Raw genomic sequence first — 16,215 nt, 5'->3', positions numbered from 1 at the left:
ATAAATAACTTTAACTTATAAAATAGTTTGGGATTACGAGGTGTTGGAGGTATTAATTTAAATATTTAGACTATTTGAAGCTTTCCATTCTTTATGCTGATCTCACCGCTCAATTCATACTCAAAAACCTTTGAACCAAATTTTGCTATGGCTTCATCATAAGTGGGACTGTTTTTGCAAAACTCCATAAAAGCATCCTCTTTTGTATCCTGTAAATTCTCTGATTTACAAAACTTTGCCACAAATGTTTCTATGTCATAGATCGCTTCGGCTTTTGCTTCTGCAAGGAGCCTGTTAGTTCCGCTGCTCTCTCCCATGCGGTGAGGCAGGACGAATATCTTCTTGCCCATCTTTAGGGCAAACTCCACGCTTCTCATGGTACCGCTCTCTTCCTCCGCTTCTGCGACGATTAGCACCTCTCCAAGAGCCACTACAAGCTCGTTTCTAACGACAAAGCTCCAAGGTGTAGCTCTGAAACCTGCTTCAAACTGAGAGAGCAGAAGCCCATTTTTCTCTATCTCGTTTAAGAGGTTTTTATTGACCGCAGGGTAACGCAGATCTATACCGCAAGGCAGCACCGCAATAGTGTTTTCGCTTCCTGCTCCCGCATGAGCCGTTGCATCTATGCCCATCGCCCCTCCGCTTACAATACAGACACCATGTTTTGCCAAAGATGATGAGAGTTTTTGAATACGCTCACGAGAGTATTTTGTAGGTTTTCTGCTTCCGACAATTGAGACCTTCACTCTTTTAAGAAGCTCGATATCTCCGTTGTAATAAAGCTCTTTTGGATAGTTTTTCATAGACAGTAGTTCAGGAACTCTCTCTTGAACTATACTCATATCAGTAGAGCCTGTCTACCAAAACAAGCTCAACTTCATCAAAAAGCTTTTTTGACTCGTTTATTGCCAAAATGGTATTTGAGTGAGGGTGTCCTATAGCTATCGCGCTTCCGTGCTCTTTTGCAAACTCGACCGCTTTTTTGATCTGCCCTTTTACATAATCTTTATCAAATTCATGATCTAGAAAAATATCTCTTGATACATACTTCTTGTTGTAGCTTTTCATAACAGCAGGCACTTTTGTCGAACCTATGGTCCTGCTGTCTATAAACTCTATGTTTGCTCTATCAAGGGCGTAAACTAGCCTCTTTACCGCTCCCTCGTCTGAGGTAAATTTACTGCCTGTATGGTTGTTTATATGCTTTACATTAGGGAAAAGTTTTTTTATTTCAGCTACTCTTTGCGTAATTAGCTCCTGAGAATCACCCACCTTAAGGGTAAAAGGCTCCTCTTTTGTAAAGTTCTGTGCCTCCATCGGCAGATGCACCATGTAAAAACTCTCTTTTGAAGCCAGAGTATGTGAGTTAGGTCTATGTTTGCTCGGTGGCAAAAAAGACATTGTTATAGGCAGGTTAAGGCTTTTTATGGCATTTACGTGAGACCTTACGCTTACGTCATCTATAATGATCGCAAGCATCGGCTTGTGGCCTTCTTTGATTGCTTCTCTCTTTGGGGGTTTAGGAAGGACATCCCCGTCAACCTCATGTGAAGCATCCTCATATTCACTGACACTCTCCTGCTCTTTTAGAGCAGCTTTGCTATCTTTTTTCAGCACCTCTTTAAGTCTGTCGCTAATATCCAAACCTTTGCTTTTGGCTGTCTCCTCCTCAAGCTTTTTTAGCATCGAGAGCCTTTTCTCCTCTTTTGCTTTGGCTTTTTGAGAAACATCTTTTTTTGCGCTGTCATACCCGACATAGTAACCCGCAATGAATGAACCAAGAAGAACCGCCGTTACGGCCAGGATCCAAACTGAATTTATCAAAAACTTCGACTGCTTTTTATGACTTGCCTTTTTTCTTCTTGGCATATATTCTCCACAAATTTATTGGTAAAACTATATCCTAAAAAATTAAAATAGAAGTTAGACATTGCATATTGACATATTTTTAGCTCTTTGAGAGCTTTAACTATTTGGCTATTGTTTTTTTTAAGTATATTTTTTGTATAATCCCGCGTTCCTTTCTCTTTGTATCGATCTATATTTTTCGATATATATACATCCGAAAGGGAAACAAAAGCCTATTTTATAGGCGAAATACCAAAGGGAGATTATACTCTATGAGAAATTACGAAAACCTAGTAATCGTAAAACCGACATTAACAGCAGAAGAGATTCAAGCTAGCATCGCTGCTATCGAAGAAGTCATAACTTCTAACGGCGGCGAAATCGCTGCAAGAGACGCTATGGGGATGAGAAAATTAGCATACCCGATAGGAAAAAGTGAGCGTGGTTATTTCCATGTTGTTTATTATTCAGTTGCTCCTTCAGCGATCGGCGAAATCGAGAGACGTTTCCGTATCAATGAAGATCTTTTACGTTTTGTGACTATCAAATATGACACAAACCGTGAAGTAGCAGCTTGGAACCAGCTAGTTCAAAAAGCTAACAAAAAAGCTTCATCACCTGCAACAGAAACTAAAACTGAAGAAGTTGAAGCGGCTGCAGAGACCCAAGAAGTAGCTGAAGAGTCAGCAGAGTAATTGTGGCTAAAGCCTAAACAGAAGAAGGAAAATTCATGTACAACAAAGTTATTTTGGTTGGAAATCTAACTAGAGATATAGAACTTAGATACTCTCAAGGCGGAATGGCGATAGCGAACACTGCTATAGCGACAAGCCGAAAGTTCACCGTCAACGGCGAAAAAAAAGAGGAAGTTTGCTTTGTAGATATTACATTCTTTGCAAGAAGTGCAGAGATTGCCAACCAATACCTTAGAAAAGGGAGTAAGATCCTGGTAGAAGGTAGACTTAACTTTGATCAATGGGTAGATCAAAACGGACAGAAGCGCTCAAAGCACTCTGTTGTCGTAGAAACTATGCAGATGTTAGACTCAAAGGGCGAGAGCCAAAACGGCGGCAACTATGCTCCTCAACAGAGCCAAGCACAGCAAGGCGGTTATGCTCCACAGCAGCCGCAGAGCTACCAGCAGCCTGACAATATGCAGCAGCAATCTTACGGACAGAACAGACAGATGCCAAGCAGCAGCTCTATTCCCGAGATAGACATTGATGAAGATGAAATTCCGTTTTAGAAATAATAGATAACAAAAGGAAATACCATGGCAGAAAGAAGAAAGTATAAAAAAAGATACTGTAAGTACTGTGAAGCGAAAATTGACTTCATGGATTATAAAGATGTAGGAGCTCTTCGCTTCTCTCTTTCAGAAAGATACAAGATCATGCCACGTCGTTTAACAGGTAACTGTAAACGTCACCAAGACATGATCGCAACAGTTATTAAAAGAGCTCGTGCTGCGGCATTGGTTCCATATACTGTAACTCGTAAAGCAGTTGTAACTGCACCATTTGAAAATTTAAAATAATTTTCACTATCCCCTTAGGCGGGGATGTATACTACTTAAAACAAACTGCACTCAACAATTCAATTTAAACACAAATAAATAATATTATCCGGCTATTTCATCTTCCAGTACCATCTCTCTAAATAAATGATACTCTCCATCATTAATAGCATTGTCAACCATAATGTCAGGCATTAAATTTGCATCTATCCAAGCACCGGCAGGACTCAGCATCTCCAATATATCCATATATCTTAATCTGTCTATTTGATGTTTCTTCAGCACTTTTTTTCTCGGCTGATTCTCCAGATTATCAAAATTTACTTCATCTTTATAGTAGACGGTCCTAGTGCAATTATTAAGATCCTTACACCAACTCGGTCTTCCATCTTCAGTGTAGTATACTTTCTGTCCGTTATCGTACTCTACCTCAAATGCATAACACCCTTCCAGTCTAAGTGCTTCTGCTAAAACAAAAATAACCTTGCCTACGCCAAATACAATAGAGTACATCTCGTCATTTACTTTTATATCTATAAATCTTTCCATAACATCTCCATTAATACTTTATTTAAGGCCTATAGTAAAAGTATAACTCTAAAAATATTCCCTTCTAACTCTTTTATGATGAAATATTGATCAACATAGTTATCTTTGCACTACTTATATTAAGGTATGAATTAACAAGCTTTATATTTAGGAATATTTTTTGCTACTTAAAAAATAAAAAGTAGTATTATGCACTATATTCTTACCATTCTTTTACTTACCACTTGCATATACGCAAAAACAGCGGATTTTTCGATCATCATAGATGAAAAGTTCAGCAATGCCTTGGTAGATGTGACTGAGGATCATGACCGCTCTATCTCTGCAGTAGGCTTTGTAAAAAAGTACAAAGATAGCTCATCAAACTCCTCAACTGCATACAGCAACGCTTTTGACTACCTCTCCTCTTTATCAAGCTCCAGCGGCTCGCAGATGCATCTTGTAAAGGTAGATGGCAGTGCAGAGATAGTGCTTAGAAGATCAATGGACCTCTCTAAGTTCAATGAAGCAAAAAGTCTCATCAAGACTCCGCAAAACGGCTACTTTGTAGGCGGGCATACGCTAGAAGCCTCATTAGTGCTTCTAAAACTGGACTCCGGTGCAAACAAGATATTTGTCAAAGAGTTTGGAACACAAAACCATGACAGGATGAGCAAACTACTCTCTCTTCGCGACGGCGGAGTTCTGGTAATCGGCTCTTCAACTGCCTCTTCAAGCCAAAGCTATGATGTTTTTAACAACGGTCTTGGATTAAACGACATCTATATTGCCAGATTTTCAAAAAACGGAACAATGCTCTGGAGCAAGAAGTACGGCTCATACGAAGATGATGCAGGTATTGACGCGGCAGAGGCGGATGACGGCTCAATTGTTGTCTTGGGCAAAGTAAACAAAGACAATAGCACGGGAGCTACTATTATGAGGATCACAGAGCACGGAGACAAGCTCTGGCTCCATCAGCTTAACCAAGAGAGAAAGATAACCCCGCACAAGATCATCAAACTAAGAGACTCCTCTTTTGCCATCTCCCTCTCCCAGCAGGATGAGATGAACAAAGAACAGATAAGACTTATAAAAATAGATCTGCAAAAAAACATATTGCTCGACAAAACCATTCATACAACATACTCAAGTGTTCTAAAAGATATCGGAGAGTACTCTGATGGTAGGATCGCAGCAGTAGGCTATGTTCAAGACAGCTACGATACAGATGGGCTGGCTATGCTTCTTGATTCAAAGTTTTCAATGCTGCTTCAAGAGCACTACGGCTCAAGAGATTACGACTCATTTAATGCTCTTGATATACTTCACGACTCAAAAATAGCTGTTGCGGGAGTGCACACGAATCAGGATTCTCAAGAGACGAACATGTGGCTCTTAAAGCTTAATCAAGACCTCTCCCTCTCGCAAATATCTTATAAATCTACAGACTTTTACAGCAGGCTTAACGAAATTTTCAGAGATGAGATAAAAAGAGGAGAACTGGTTGTAAAAGAGGACCTATCGATAAACTTTAGCGACGAGAAGCTCTATTTTAAAGTCGGCGAATATAAGCTCACGGATTTTCAAAAAAGATTTTTAGATAGCTTTGGCAAAAAGCTCTTTGCATTTCTGTATGATAACAAAGACAAGATAGCAACTCTCGAGATAAACGGCCATACATCAAGCGAATGGGGAGATAGCGACTTTTCGCAGAGCTACATAAACAATGAACGCCTCTCCATGAACCGCTCGTTTGCGACACTTAGCTATATGTTTAAAAGCCAGGATGAAAATAGAAAAAAGTGGCTTTCCGAGGTTCTTAAAGGAAGCGGTCTTAGTTTTTCCAAAAAGATCGTCTTAAATGACGTAGAGGACAAAGAGAGATCAAGAAGAGCCTCTTTTAAGATTCTTCTTGATTGATGTTACGCACCAAAACGAACTCGTCCGTTTTGGAGGCAGGGACTAAAGTCCCTACAACCCCCTAAAGCTACGAAAAACAAGTTTTTCGAGATTTGCAAGATGCTTTAATACAAATTTTCCTCATGTGACTCTGTTGCACGAAAGCTCAAACGCACTTTATCCTGTTTTAGCTTTTTATATAGCTTGAACTTGGCCTTCTCTAACTCATCATCGTCGTAAGAGAACTCCGCTTTTAGCTCATCATCGCTCATACCAGCACTATCCATTGCAAAAAGTCTCAGCTCTTTTTTTGTAAGTTTTGCTTTAAGCACAGCGTAAAGATCTTTCTCATCCTCTATAATATCTACCAATGAGAGTCTGCAAAACTTTGCCAGCATCTCTCTAAAACTATTCTCGTTATTGTACTGTCTCCAGACACTGTTCTCTAGCATTTTATTTTTCCTAATATTTGTGTTAAGTCTTTCGTCTCGATTACTATATTTGCCTCTTTGCGCAGTATCTCTCTTGCACAAAAAGCGACTCTTGTCCCTGCGTGTGCGAACATTGAGAGGTCATTTGCTCCGTCTCCGCACACAAGCGTTTCATCCTCGCTGACACCAAGCAGACCCTGCAAGCGGATCAGCATATCGCCCTTTGAGTAGTTAAACATCATATCTCCGCCCACAAGTCCTGTAAGTATCTGGTTTTTATGGTGCAGCACGTTTGAGAAATCTGCATCATAACCCAAGATGTTTTTCGCATATCCCGTCGCACTTCTAAATCCGCCGCTAAAACAGACCACCTTCATGCCCATAGCTTTAAGCTCTGCAATGGTCTCACGTGCCCCTTTCATATAAGGAAGATTCTGGCTGATCCTCTCTACTACACTGTACTCAAGCCCTTTTAGAAGGCCTACTCTCTGCTGAAGCGATTCAAAAAAATCAAGCTCACCGCTCATTGCAGCTTCCGTTATTTTGCTTACCTGCTCTCCAAGGCCCAGCTCCTCGGCAAAAAAATCTATCGTCTCGCCGTCCATAAGCGTAGAATCGAAATCAAAAACAGCCAGTTTTAGCATATATTCTTCTCTCTTTAGTTATAATTGCGCAATTATATCAATAGGATACTTTTTGTTTGATGAACTTATAAATAAACTAAAGAACGATACCTACATCACCCTAGAGACCACTCCGGGACACTCTCCGATCTTCTCTCCTATCATAGAGACGATAGCACAACTAGGACTTGATAGATTAGTAGACGGCTTTACGACCACAGACAATCCGCTTGCAAAGCTAAAATACAACTCCCTCTTTGCCGCTAAAATGCTTCAAGAGAGATTTGACAAGCCCGTAATTGCGACCATGAGCATGCGTGATAGAAATAAGATCGCCCTGCAATCAGATCTTTTGGGAGCAAACGAGGTAGACGTAAGAGCCATACTAGCCCTTACCGGTGATCCAGCAACTATCTCAGATCAGCCCCATACAAAGGGCGTTTTTGAAGCAGACAGCACACTTTTGCTTGAGATCATCTCATGTTTTAACAGCGGCATCGACTATGCTGGCAAACCGCTTTTGCATAAATCAAAAGAGATATACCCTTTTGCCGTCGTTAACTCCTATGCAAAAAATCCAAAGACACTGCAAAAAAAGATGCAAAAAAAGATAAAACACGGTGCGCTTGGGATAATCACCCAGCCCGTTTACGATATCCAGAGCGCGAAGCTGCTGCTTGAGCTAAAAGATGTGGCAAACGATGCGTGCTGCAACGAGAACAAAAGTGCCGAACTGATTCTAGGAGTTTTTCCAATCACCAAACTAAGAACCGCACAGTTCCTCTCCGCTCACGTTCCGGGTATAAACGTGCCTGCTTCATGGATAGAAGCTCTTAGAGATGCGCATGAAAAAGGCTCAGAGGAGGAGTATAGAGTAGGATTTGAGCTTAGCAAAAATCTCTTTTTAGAGCTAAAAGCGCTCCATCCGAAAATTCACCTCATGACAGCCAACCAGTTTCAATTGGCAAGAGATATACTATTATAAATCAAGGATATGAATGATCGATCTAAAACTACTTCAAAAAGATTTTCAAGGCGTAAGCGATAAACTCGTAAGAAAAGGGGTTGATGTCAGCCTGCTAGACTCTCTAAAGAGAAAAAACGAGGAGCTAAAAGCTGCAAAAGCAGATTACGAAGCGCTTCAGGCGGCTCAAAATGCGATGAGCAAAGAGTTTGGTATCTATAAAAAAGAGGGCAGAGACGTAAGCGAGCTAAAAGCCAGAGTCGATACAAACAAGATAAAGATCACAGAAGCTCTTGAGGTGCAACGTGTAAAGCAGGAGGAGCTGGAGTCTCTTGCGATGTCGATTCCAAACATCCCCGATGATGACGTTCCGGATGGCGAAGATGAGAGCGACAATATCGAGATCAAAAAAGTGCTTACTCCAAGAGAGTTCAGCTTTACTCCAAAAGAGCACTGGGAGCTTGCAGAACAAAACGGCTGGATAGACTTTGAGAGGGGAGTAAAGCTTGCAACAAGTCGCTTCAGTGTCGCTTTTGGCATGGGTGCAAAGCTAGAGCGTGCCCTTATAAATTTTATGCTTGCTTTTAACTCACAAAGAGGTTTTGAAGAGGTAAGCGTGCCATCTATCGTAAACAGAGCCGCACTTGAGGGCACGGGACAGCTTCCAAAATTTGAAGACGATCTATACAAGATACAGGACCAAGAGCTATTTTTGATCCCAACCGCAGAGGTTCCAGTTACAAACCTCTTTCAAGACGAGATACTCTCTCCTAGCCAATTGCCGATCAAGATGACGGCTTATACATCATGTTTTAGAAAAGAGGCAGGTGCCGCAGGGCGTGACACTCGCGGTATGATAAGACAGCACCAGTTTCACAAAGTTGAACTTGTAAGCATAACAAAACCTGAAGATAGCGACAAAGTATTTGACGAGATGGTACAGACAGCATCCGACCTTCTCAGCGCGCTTGAACTTCCCCACCGTCTTGTAACCCTTTGCGGCGGAGACCTTGGTTTTGGTGCTGCAAAAACAGTAGATCTAGAGGTTTGGCTGCCAGGACAAGCGACATACAGAGAGATCTCTTCGGTATCTAACACAAGAGAGTTTCAGGCAAGACGTGCAAAAATAAGATACAAAGATGAGAACAAGAACTCTTTCGTTCACACTCTAAACGGCTCGTCACTTGCCGTTGGAAGAACAATGGTGGCGATTATGGAGAACTTTCAAAACGAAGACGGAAGCATCACGATACCAAAGGTGTTAGAGCCCTACATAAACTAGTTTTATGGTACTTTTTTTGCTTTAAAAAAGAAACGATAGTAAGGTAGATGATGGCTGATGGACTAGAAGAAGAGATAATAATTATCGAAGATAGTGACGCTGCGTATGAGAGTGCCGCTTCAAGATCATCAATTATAGACGAAGATTCATCATCTGCTGCGAAAAAAAGATTGATCCTTGTCGGTATCGGTGTAGGACTTGTTCTAATAATCTCTCTTCTCTTCTTTACAATGCAAAAAGAGTCAAAAAAAACTGCCGACCCCTCTATGGGCTACATAGATGAGAGGCTGGAGAAGCCGACTTCAAAACCTGTGGAACCGACCAAGATAGAGAGCATGATAGCAAAGGCGGACTACCTCTACTCTACGGGTTCAAAAACGGAAGCACTTGCTCTTTATGAAAAAATAGCGCACTACAGTGAAGCAGTATCTGCTTACAATCTTGGTGTTGCCCAGCTAAAAGATGCCCAATATGAGACTGCACTTGAAACATTTCAAAAAGCGATACAAAACAATGAAAAAAGGTGTGTAAGTGCCATAAATGCTGCTGTCTGCTCACTGCACCTGCAAAACGAGGAGAGCTTTAGATACTACATAGATCTGGCATACGCATATCTTCCCCATGAGAGACAATCACCTCTATACTCCTACTACTACTCTCTTATAAACTACTATAACGACAACTATCTGGAGGCTCTAAGCGCACTTAAGAACCCTACGTCTATGGAGTATCAAAAAGTTCAAAACTCTCTTGCTTCAAGGATCAACGCTCTTTTTGATAATGACTACAGTGCCATCGAGAGCATGGAGAGAGACAAGCCTATAGCCAATGATTTTAGTCTTGGACTTCTTTATGCAAGAGTAGGAGACCTCACACTGGCAAAAAACTATCTTCAAAATGCTATAAAAAAAGGGATAGAACCTGTTAAGTCACAGCTTGCGCTCGGATATGTAAATTTAAAATCCGGTCAGATACAAGAGGGGGCAAAAAATATAGAAAATATCACCGATATGTTCGGTGAAGAGGTCTATAAGCCCTACCCGATCAAAGTGGAGCTAAAAGAGTCTCTCTTTGATCCTGAAAAAGCACAAGCGAGATACAGAAACAGCGTAATAAACAGCAAAGCGATTGACTACCAAAAGATCTTCTACTTCTCGCCATATAAGACATTTAATGCAAATCAGACCATAAGCTATATACGCAAAGGAAATGCAAATATATATATTGACAACATAGACTCGGCAAAGGAGTATCTTGCAAAGGGCTCCTCATCTTCAAGCGTCAATCTGGGCATAGTAAATGCAATTAAAAAAGCCCTCTCTTTTAAACTAAGAGAAGCCAATGAGCTTCTCCAAAAACTGGTAGAGATCCAGCCTAAACACTCTATTCTTCACTACAATCTTGCTCTTACTTATGCTCAGATGGGCAACATGGCTGACGCATATAAACATTTTTTGCGCTCTTACAATCTTGATGCAAAGAATTACCTATCCGGAATATATGCCGTTATGACATCTCAGTTGATAGATAGCGAAAATGCAAAACTGCTCTCAATAATAAAAGATGCTGTTGCCCATGAGGAGTTTAGCGAAGAGATGGATCTCTACAATACTCTTCTCTCCATAAGCCAGCAAAACACTGCAATTCTCGGCGACTGGCTTGATAAAGAGTACAAACAAAGACCTCTCTATCTGGCACTTGACATCATTATAGCTCTTAGACAAAACAACACGCAAGCCGCTCAAAGATCGGCAAACAAGCTCACAGCTATGCTTCCGGATGAGATAGTTCCTCATATGATGTATATAGATGCTTACTTTAACAAACTGAGCCAAAAAGAGTATGCCAGCGAGGTTATGAACTATCTAAAAGATCAAGAGCTAAATTTAAATGATCTCTATTTCGGTGCATATGTCGCAAGGTATCTCTATATTCAGCAAAATCTGATAACAGGCAGGCTCTATTTCTTAAGAGAACAGTTAAAAGCGGTACTTGAGTCTACCACAGAGCGAACGGAAGATCTCACCGCTTCGCTAGCTCTAGCGTCTTTGTATGACGGCTTTTACGAAGAGTCTTACACTCTGTATAACAACCTTATCGACAATCTTAAAGTGCGTGATTCACAGACTCTCTTTTTGGGAGCCGTTGCATCCACGGCGGCAGAGCACCATGCAAATGCGATTGCTCTTCTGGAACTCTCAAAACTGAAAAATCCCAGCTTCTTAGAGAGCAGATATGCTCTTGGGCTGCTCTATCTTGAGGTTAAAAACAATAAGGGGGCTGTAATTCAGCTCTCAAGAATATACAAAAACAACTTCAATTCTGAATATTTTAACTTTAGTGTGGATACCGATAAGCTGATGTTTGAGAAGACTCAGAAGTAAGATCTACTTCTGAGCATGGAAGATACTATTTACTCTTTTTGCTCTCTGTCGTAAAGTAGCCGATGAGAGACTCTGATGCTCTTAACTCGTTGCCTATGCCTATGTTTAATCTAAAGTTGTGCGGCAAGTAAAGTTCAGTGATACCGTTTACGACAAGACCGTATCTAGCACCTTGAACAAGTCCCTGAGCTTTCTTGACATCTATATCTATCCCTTTGATGCTCTGCTTTAGTCTATGAACTACTTTCATTTTGTTTGCCGACTTCTCGTCACTAAAAATCAGCGCTGCATTCTCGTTTATGCTTTTTGAAAGCATCCTAAAAGCAGAGAGTCTAGCACCCCTTTGAAGTTCAATCTCTTCCATGGTAGAGGTAAAAGGGGCTCTTAAAAGAGCCACATTTAAATAGCTGCCGTCTATCTCTACCTTATAAGCGTAACTGTTCTCATTTTGAAGCTCTTCGATCGAAGAGACGACCCCATCAACAGGACTGACAACACTATTTTGCTGGTAAAGCATATTTTCCCGCTCAGGATTTCTGAAAATAAAGACAAAAAAGAGCGTCGTTAAAAATGCCAAAAACTGCAAGAGATCTAGATCCAGAATTGTGAAAACTATAAGCGCAGCAACTGAGTACGCCAGATAACTCCACCCCTCTTTTGCTATAGGTAAAAGATTACTCTTCATCTAAGTCTTCCTTATCCTTTTTGGGTTTTTTCTCTTCACTCTCGTCTTGAGCCATTCTTGCGTCTACTTTTAACTCTTCTTCTATGTCATCGCATACAATATTTACTTTAGACTCTATATTGTTTGCTTTTTCAAAATTAATAATGATATCTCTTACCTCTTCGCCGGTAATGTTCTCTTTTTTATAAAGAAGCTTTACTATCTCTTCTATTGCTTCGCTATACTCTTTTAGCCTCTTTAGAACAACATTGTACCTCTCTTGAAGAGATGTTTTTATAAACTCGTCCATACTCTCGGCCATCTTGTCGCTATACTCTCTTGTAGCCTGAATGCCGCCGCCTAAGAACGAGTGTCTGCTCTTCTCTAACACCATCAATCCTGCAACATCGCTCATACCGTAGGTCTGAACCATTGATTTGATAATATCCGTTGCACGCTCAAGGTCGTTTCCGGCACCTGTAGATATCTCGCCTATAAATATCTCCTCTGCTGCACGTCCGCCGAGAAGAACGTCAACCTCTGCCCAAAGCTCATGTTTTTGCATCATAAACTTGTTCTCTTCAGGTGTGTTTAGCGTATAGCCGAGCGCCGCAAGCCCACGAGGAACGATAGATACTTTTGATACCTTTTTAGCGCCCACGGTTGTCTCTGCCAAGAGCGCATGTCCGCTCTCATGGTAAGCGACTATCTTCTTCTCTTTTGGATTTATTCTGCGTGATTTTTTAGCAAGTCCCGCAAGTGCACGCTCCACAGACTCATAAAGATCTTTTTGCGTTACGTTTTTTTGATTTTTTCTACCCGCTAAAAGTGCCGCTTCATTTACAATATTTGCCAGATCAGCACCAGCCAAACCTGCCGTCAAACGGGCAACCTCTTCAAGGTCTACGTCATCACCCATCTTAACACCCTTGACGTGGACCTTAAGTATCTTTATACGCCCCTCGTAATCAGGTTTGTCAACCAGTACCTGTCTGTCGAAACGTCCCGGACGCAGAAGTGCCTGATCAAGTATTTCAGGTCTGTTCGTTGCAGCTAAGATGATTATCGGTGTGTCAGTTCCAAAACCGTCCATCTCCGCAAGAAGCTGGTTTAGCGTCTGTTCACGCTCATCGTTGCCACCCATATTTGCACCTGCCGCACGGCTCTTACCGATAGCGTCTATCTCATCTATAAAGATAATGCTCGGCGCATCTTTTTTAGCCTGTTCAAAAAGGTCACGAACACGAGCCGCTCCGACACCGACGAACATCTCAATAAAACTAGAACCGCTTACCGAGAAAAAAGGCACATCCGCTTCGCCCGCAACGGCTTTTGCCAAAAGTGTCTTACCTGTACCCGGACTTCCTACCAACAGGACACCTTTTGGTATTTTTGCGCCTATCTCGACGTAACGGCCAGGATATTTCAAGAAATCTACTATCTCCTGAACCTCCTCTTTGGCCTCTTCCACACCTGCAACGTCATCAAACTTTGTTTTGGGCTTTTCTGAATTAATCATCTTTTTAGAACCGCCCATTCCCAAAATGCCGCTGCCCATGCTTTTTTGCATTCTTCCCGCGAAGAACATCCAGATAGCTATGATTATAAGAAACGGAAAGAGCCACCCGAACATCTCGGTAAACCAGTTTGTCTCGCTAAAGCCGGTATATTCAATGCTCTGTTTTTCGAGTGCTTCGGTTAGTTTCGTATCACCGGGAACGATTCTTGTCGTATAGAGCGTCATATTGTCCGCTCCAAACGCTTTTATATACGTTTGTCCTATCTCGACTTTTTTTACATCTTTTGAATCTATCAGAGACTTAAGTTCCGAATAGCTTATCTGCTTTACTTTTTTATTGCCCGCCACTATCGCGTCTGAACTGCCGCTGTCGCCTATAAGCGCTTTAAAAAGCAAAATAATTACTACAGAGAATATTGCAAACGTTATCAGCGGATTTTTATTGAAAAAATTATTCTCGTCATTATTATTGTTCTTTTTATTTTGCATATCTATTTTTTACCTTTTTTTAGTATTAATGTGACCCACTCATCTTGGTCTATTTTTTCTAAAATCTCAAGATCTTGATAAAACTTCAGAACTTTTGCTTCATATTTCTCAAGTATCCCTGAGAGCACAAGCACTCCGTCCTCTTTTAAAACTTTTTTGAGATCATTTGCTATGAAGATAAGAACATCCGCAACAATATTTGCTACAACAACGTCATAAGTATCTTTTGCCTCGGAACAAGAGCCTTCCCATAAACTTTCAAACTCTACGGAGTTTAACTCTGCATTTTGTTTACTGTTCTCTACGGATGCGTCGTCCGTGTCGCAGGCGTCTACAACGGCACCTAATTTTATCGCACCGATTGCCAATATCCCACTTCCGCAACCAACATCTAAAACTCTGTCACCGGTTTTTACATATTTTGCTATTGCTCTTAATGCGGATGCCGTTGTCGGATGATGTCCTGTGCCAAATGCAAGAGCAGGATTTATCTCTATGTTTATAAGCTCTTTATGAGGCTCATCCCATGTCGGATGAATATAAAACTTATCGATTGTAAGCGGTTTTACGCTCTCTTGATAAAGCTGTACCCAATCACTGTTGTTTAGTTTTGTCTGTTCGCACTCAACATCTATATTTTCGCCAAGCGCCTTTGATAGAGCCTCTGCAAACTGCTCTAAACCCCAGATGATAGTATCTAGGCTCTCTTCGCTTCTTATAATAAAACCGTCGTCCGTCTCTTCAAAACCAATCGGCAAAGTATCTGCTAAAAAATCGCAAAACAGTGAATGATGAGAAGATACACGGACTTTTAACTCAAAGTAGTGCTCTTGCATTACACCTCAATACCCATAACGGCACCAAGCTTCTCTTTTAAAACCTGTGGTGTGAACGGCTTGACAATATAGTTGTTAACACCCGCTTTTAATGCAGTAATAACCTCTGCTTTGCCGCCCTCTGTTGTTACCATGATGATCGGAAGATCTTTAAATCTATCATCTGCGCGAACTTTTTTTACAAGTTCCAAACCGTTCATCTCAGGCATGTTCCAATCCGTGATAAGCATATCGATATCCGGATTAGCGTCCAATGCACTCCAGCCTTCAACGCCGTCAGCACCCTCTAAGATATCTTTATGACCGAGTCTTGCCAATGTATTTTTTATAATACGGCGCATTGTAGAACTATCATCGACAACAAGTAATTTCAAAGGAAATCCTTTTTATAAAAATTTGCAAATTAATAAGCAATAATACCTAAATTTTATTTATTTTGCGATAAAGCGCCGCTTAAGAGAGGAGCTTGAACATCTTTGGCAGATCAAGCGTCCCCTCATAGTAGGCCTTGCCTATGATAACGCCCTCAACCAAGTTTGTCGCAATAAGGGCTTCTATGTCGCTCTCATCTTTAACGCCGCCGCTTGCAATCGTACTAACTCCGCTCGCCTTTGCGATCTCGAGAGTAAACTCTACATTTACCCCGCCAAGAGTGCCGTCTTTGCCGACATCCGTACAAATTATGGCTTCTACTCCCGCATCTGCAAATTTACGCGCAAGATCGGTCGCTCGCATAGAGCTAACTTCACCCCAGCCTTCAACAGCCACAAAGCCGTCTATAGCGTCAATACCGACAGCTATTGGGTATTTTGCCGCCATATCTTTTACAAACTGAGGATCTTTGACTGCGATAGAGCCTAGGATAACTCTGTCTATGCCGATATCGAGCATCTTTTTTATTGTAGCTTCATCGCGTATTCCGCCGCCAAGCTCAAGCTTCACACTGCAGTTCTCTCTTATCTTTATGATCTGGTCCAGGTTTTTGGGCTCGCCCGCAAAAGCACCGTTTAGATCCACCAGATGAACCCACTCGGCCCCCATCTCTTCAAACTTTTTAACAAGCATCCAAGGCTCATCGGAGTATATCTTCGCACTCTCCATAAGACCCTTTGTCAGTCTTACAGCTTTTCCGTCTTTTAAATCAATCGCTGGGTATAAAGTCATGTAAATAAATCCTTAAATTATAAGCCACAAGTGGCGTGAGCTCTCTGCTGAAGAGAACTTAGTGT

The 16,215-nt window shown here is 41.3% G+C and carries 17 protein-coding genes; 7 read left to right on the top strand and 10 right to left on the bottom strand.

What is annotated here, in order from left to right; all coding sequences use genetic code 11:
* Window positions 1-65: 65 nt before the first annotated feature.
* Both RBR61_RS07105 and RBR61_RS07100 read right to left on the bottom strand, forming a co-directional pair.
* Entirely contained in the window at window positions 66-842 is a 777-nt protein-coding gene (locus RBR61_RS07105; RefSeq protein WP_320343136.1) for a DNA-processing protein DprA, read from the bottom strand.
* A 1-nt stretch (window position 843) separates the two neighbouring features.
* Complete coding sequence (locus RBR61_RS07100; RefSeq protein WP_320343135.1) at window positions 844-1,869, bottom strand: divergent polysaccharide deacetylase family protein; 1,026 nt, start codon at window positions 1,867-1,869, stop codon at window positions 844-846.
* Between the two features lie 251 nt (window positions 1,870-2,120).
* Between RBR61_RS07100 and rpsF the strand changes: the two genes are divergently transcribed.
* The 3 genes from rpsF to rpsR are packed head-to-tail and all read left to right on the top strand — an operon-like array spanning window position 2,121 to window position 3,385.
* Window positions 2,121-2,543, top strand: coding sequence for a 30S ribosomal protein S6 (gene rpsF / locus RBR61_RS07095; protein WP_320343133.1), 423 nt, complete (start codon window positions 2,121-2,123; stop codon window positions 2,541-2,543).
* Window positions 2,544-2,578: 35 nt separating this feature from the next.
* Window positions 2,579-3,094, top strand: coding sequence for a single-stranded DNA-binding protein (locus RBR61_RS07090; protein WP_320343131.1), 516 nt, complete (start codon window positions 2,579-2,581; stop codon window positions 3,092-3,094).
* Window positions 3,095-3,121: 27 nt separating this feature from the next.
* Window positions 3,122-3,385: a 30S ribosomal protein S18 gene (gene rpsR, locus RBR61_RS07085; protein WP_137014293.1), complete on the top strand. Its 264-nt coding sequence runs from the start codon at window positions 3,122-3,124 to the stop codon at window positions 3,383-3,385.
* Between the two features lie 84 nt (window positions 3,386-3,469).
* Here rpsR and RBR61_RS07080 read toward each other — a convergent pair whose 3' ends face one another.
* Complete coding sequence (locus tag RBR61_RS07080; RefSeq protein WP_320343129.1) at window positions 3,470-3,913, bottom strand: hypothetical protein; 444 nt, start codon at window positions 3,911-3,913, stop codon at window positions 3,470-3,472.
* Window positions 3,914-4,102: 189 nt separating this feature from the next.
* Here RBR61_RS07080 and RBR61_RS07075 point away from each other — a divergent pair, with 189 nt between their 5' ends.
* On the top strand, window positions 4,103-5,815 hold the full coding sequence (locus RBR61_RS07075; protein WP_320343127.1) for a hypothetical protein: 1,713 nt from the start codon (window positions 4,103-4,105) through the stop codon (window positions 5,813-5,815).
* A gap of 104 nt (window positions 5,816-5,919) precedes the next feature.
* Here RBR61_RS07075 and RBR61_RS07070 read toward each other — a convergent pair whose 3' ends face one another.
* Both RBR61_RS07070 and serB read right to left on the bottom strand, forming a co-directional pair.
* Window positions 5,920-6,246: a hypothetical protein gene (locus RBR61_RS07070; RefSeq protein ID WP_320343125.1), complete on the bottom strand. Its 327-nt coding sequence runs from the start codon at window positions 6,244-6,246 to the stop codon at window positions 5,920-5,922.
* Entirely contained in the window at window positions 6,240-6,869 is a 630-nt protein-coding gene (gene serB / locus RBR61_RS07065; RefSeq protein WP_320343123.1) for a phosphoserine phosphatase SerB, read from the bottom strand. The genes RBR61_RS07070 and serB overlap by 7 nt, the downstream gene beginning before the upstream one ends.
* A 52-nt stretch (window positions 6,870-6,921) precedes the next feature.
* Here serB and RBR61_RS07060 point away from each other — a divergent pair, with 52 nt between their 5' ends.
* Genes RBR61_RS07060 through RBR61_RS07050 form a run of 3 tightly spaced genes read left to right on the top strand, consistent with a single transcriptional unit; the run spans window position 6,922 to window position 11,478 of the window.
* A complete protein-coding gene (locus RBR61_RS07060; protein WP_320343121.1) occupies window positions 6,922-7,833 on the top strand; it encodes a methylenetetrahydrofolate reductase in 912 nt (303 codons plus the stop codon).
* A gap of 13 nt (window positions 7,834-7,846) precedes the next feature.
* A complete protein-coding gene (serS, locus tag RBR61_RS07055) occupies window positions 7,847-9,094 on the top strand; it encodes a serine--tRNA ligase (RefSeq protein ID WP_320343119.1) in 1,248 nt (415 codons plus the stop codon).
* Window positions 9,095-9,144: 50 nt separating this feature from the next.
* Window positions 9,145-11,478 (top strand): hypothetical protein, encoded by a 2,334-nt coding sequence (locus tag RBR61_RS07050; RefSeq protein WP_320343117.1) that lies wholly within the window; start codon window positions 9,145-9,147, stop codon window positions 11,476-11,478.
* A 25-nt stretch (window positions 11,479-11,503) separates the two neighbouring features.
* On the opposite strand, the gene RBR61_RS07045 is transcribed toward RBR61_RS07050, so the two are convergent.
* The 5 genes from RBR61_RS07045 to hisA form a co-directional block, all read right to left on the bottom strand.
* Window positions 11,504-12,163 (bottom strand): phosphatidylserine decarboxylase, encoded by a 660-nt coding sequence (locus tag RBR61_RS07045; RefSeq protein ID WP_320343115.1) that lies wholly within the window; start codon window positions 12,161-12,163, stop codon window positions 11,504-11,506.
* A complete protein-coding gene (gene ftsH, locus RBR61_RS07040) occupies window positions 12,153-14,150 on the bottom strand; it encodes an ATP-dependent zinc metalloprotease FtsH (protein ID WP_320343113.1) in 1,998 nt (665 codons plus the stop codon). The genes RBR61_RS07045 and ftsH overlap by 11 nt, the downstream gene beginning before the upstream one ends.
* A gap of 2 nt (window positions 14,151-14,152) precedes the next feature.
* Complete coding sequence (locus tag RBR61_RS07035; protein WP_320343111.1) at window positions 14,153-14,986, bottom strand: 50S ribosomal protein L11 methyltransferase; 834 nt, start codon at window positions 14,984-14,986, stop codon at window positions 14,153-14,155.
* Window positions 14,986-15,360, bottom strand: a complete 375-nt coding sequence (locus RBR61_RS07030) for a chemotaxis response regulator CheY (RefSeq protein ID WP_320343110.1) — start codon at window positions 15,358-15,360, stop codon at window positions 14,986-14,988. Before RBR61_RS07030 ends, RBR61_RS07035 begins: the two co-directional genes overlap by 1 nt.
* 79 nt (window positions 15,361-15,439) lie before the next feature.
* A complete protein-coding gene (gene hisA / locus RBR61_RS07025) occupies window positions 15,440-16,150 on the bottom strand; it encodes a 1-(5-phosphoribosyl)-5-[(5-phosphoribosylamino)methylideneamino]imidazole-4-carboxamide isomerase (protein WP_320343109.1) in 711 nt (236 codons plus the stop codon).
* Between the last annotated feature and the right edge of the window lie 65 nt (window positions 16,151-16,215).

Origin of the sequence: Sulfurimonas sp., from assembly GCF_034005705.1 — a bacterium.
Lineage (GTDB): Bacteria > Campylobacterota > Campylobacteria > Campylobacterales > Sulfurimonadaceae > Sulfurimonas.
Note: the sequence above shows the minus strand (reverse complement) of the source record. Positions and strands in the feature narration are given on the sequence as shown.

What these genes read in the sequence shown, in the direction of transcription:
- RBR61_RS07045 (WP_320343115.1), bottom strand. Translation starts at nt 12,163, where the DNA reads ATGAAGAGTAATCTTTTACCTATAGCAAAAGAGGGGTGGAGTTATCTG.
- RBR61_RS07070 (WP_320343125.1), bottom strand. Translation starts at nt 6,246, where the DNA reads ATGCTAGAGAACAGTGTCTGGAGACAGTACAATAACGAGAATAGTTTT.
- RBR61_RS07080 (WP_320343129.1), bottom strand. Translation starts at nt 3,913, where the DNA reads ATGGAAAGATTTATAGATATAAAAGTAAATGACGAGATGTACTCTATT.
- serB (WP_320343123.1), bottom strand. Translation starts at nt 6,869, where the DNA reads ATGCTAAAACTGGCTGTTTTTGATTTCGATTCTACGCTTATGGACGGC.
- serS (WP_320343119.1), top strand. Translation starts at nt 7,847, where the DNA reads ATGATCGATCTAAAACTACTTCAAAAAGATTTTCAAGGCGTAAGCGAT.
- RBR61_RS07035 (WP_320343111.1), bottom strand. Translation starts at nt 14,986, where the DNA reads ATGCAAGAGCACTACTTTGAGTTAAAAGTCCGTGTATCTTCTCATCAT.
- RBR61_RS07075 (WP_320343127.1), top strand. Translation starts at nt 4,103, where the DNA reads ATGCACTATATTCTTACCATTCTTTTACTTACCACTTGCATATACGCA.
- hisA (WP_320343109.1), bottom strand. Translation starts at nt 16,150, where the DNA reads ATGACTTTATACCCAGCGATTGATTTAAAAGACGGAAAAGCTGTAAGA.
- RBR61_RS07090 (WP_320343131.1), top strand. Translation starts at nt 2,579, where the DNA reads ATGTACAACAAAGTTATTTTGGTTGGAAATCTAACTAGAGATATAGAA.
- RBR61_RS07100 (WP_320343135.1), bottom strand. Translation starts at nt 1,869, where the DNA reads ATGCCAAGAAGAAAAAAGGCAAGTCATAAAAAGCAGTCGAAGTTTTTG.
- RBR61_RS07105 (WP_320343136.1), bottom strand. Translation starts at nt 842, where the DNA reads ATGAGTATAGTTCAAGAGAGAGTTCCTGAACTACTGTCTATGAAAAAC.
- rpsR (WP_137014293.1), top strand. Translation starts at nt 3,122, where the DNA reads ATGGCAGAAAGAAGAAAGTATAAAAAAAGATACTGTAAGTACTGTGAA.
- ftsH (WP_320343113.1), bottom strand. Translation starts at nt 14,150, where the DNA reads ATGCAAAATAAAAAGAACAATAATAATGACGAGAATAATTTTTTCAAT.
- rpsF (WP_320343133.1), top strand. Translation starts at nt 2,121, where the DNA reads ATGAGAAATTACGAAAACCTAGTAATCGTAAAACCGACATTAACAGCA.
- RBR61_RS07050 (WP_320343117.1), top strand. Translation starts at nt 9,145, where the DNA reads ATGGCTGATGGACTAGAAGAAGAGATAATAATTATCGAAGATAGTGAC.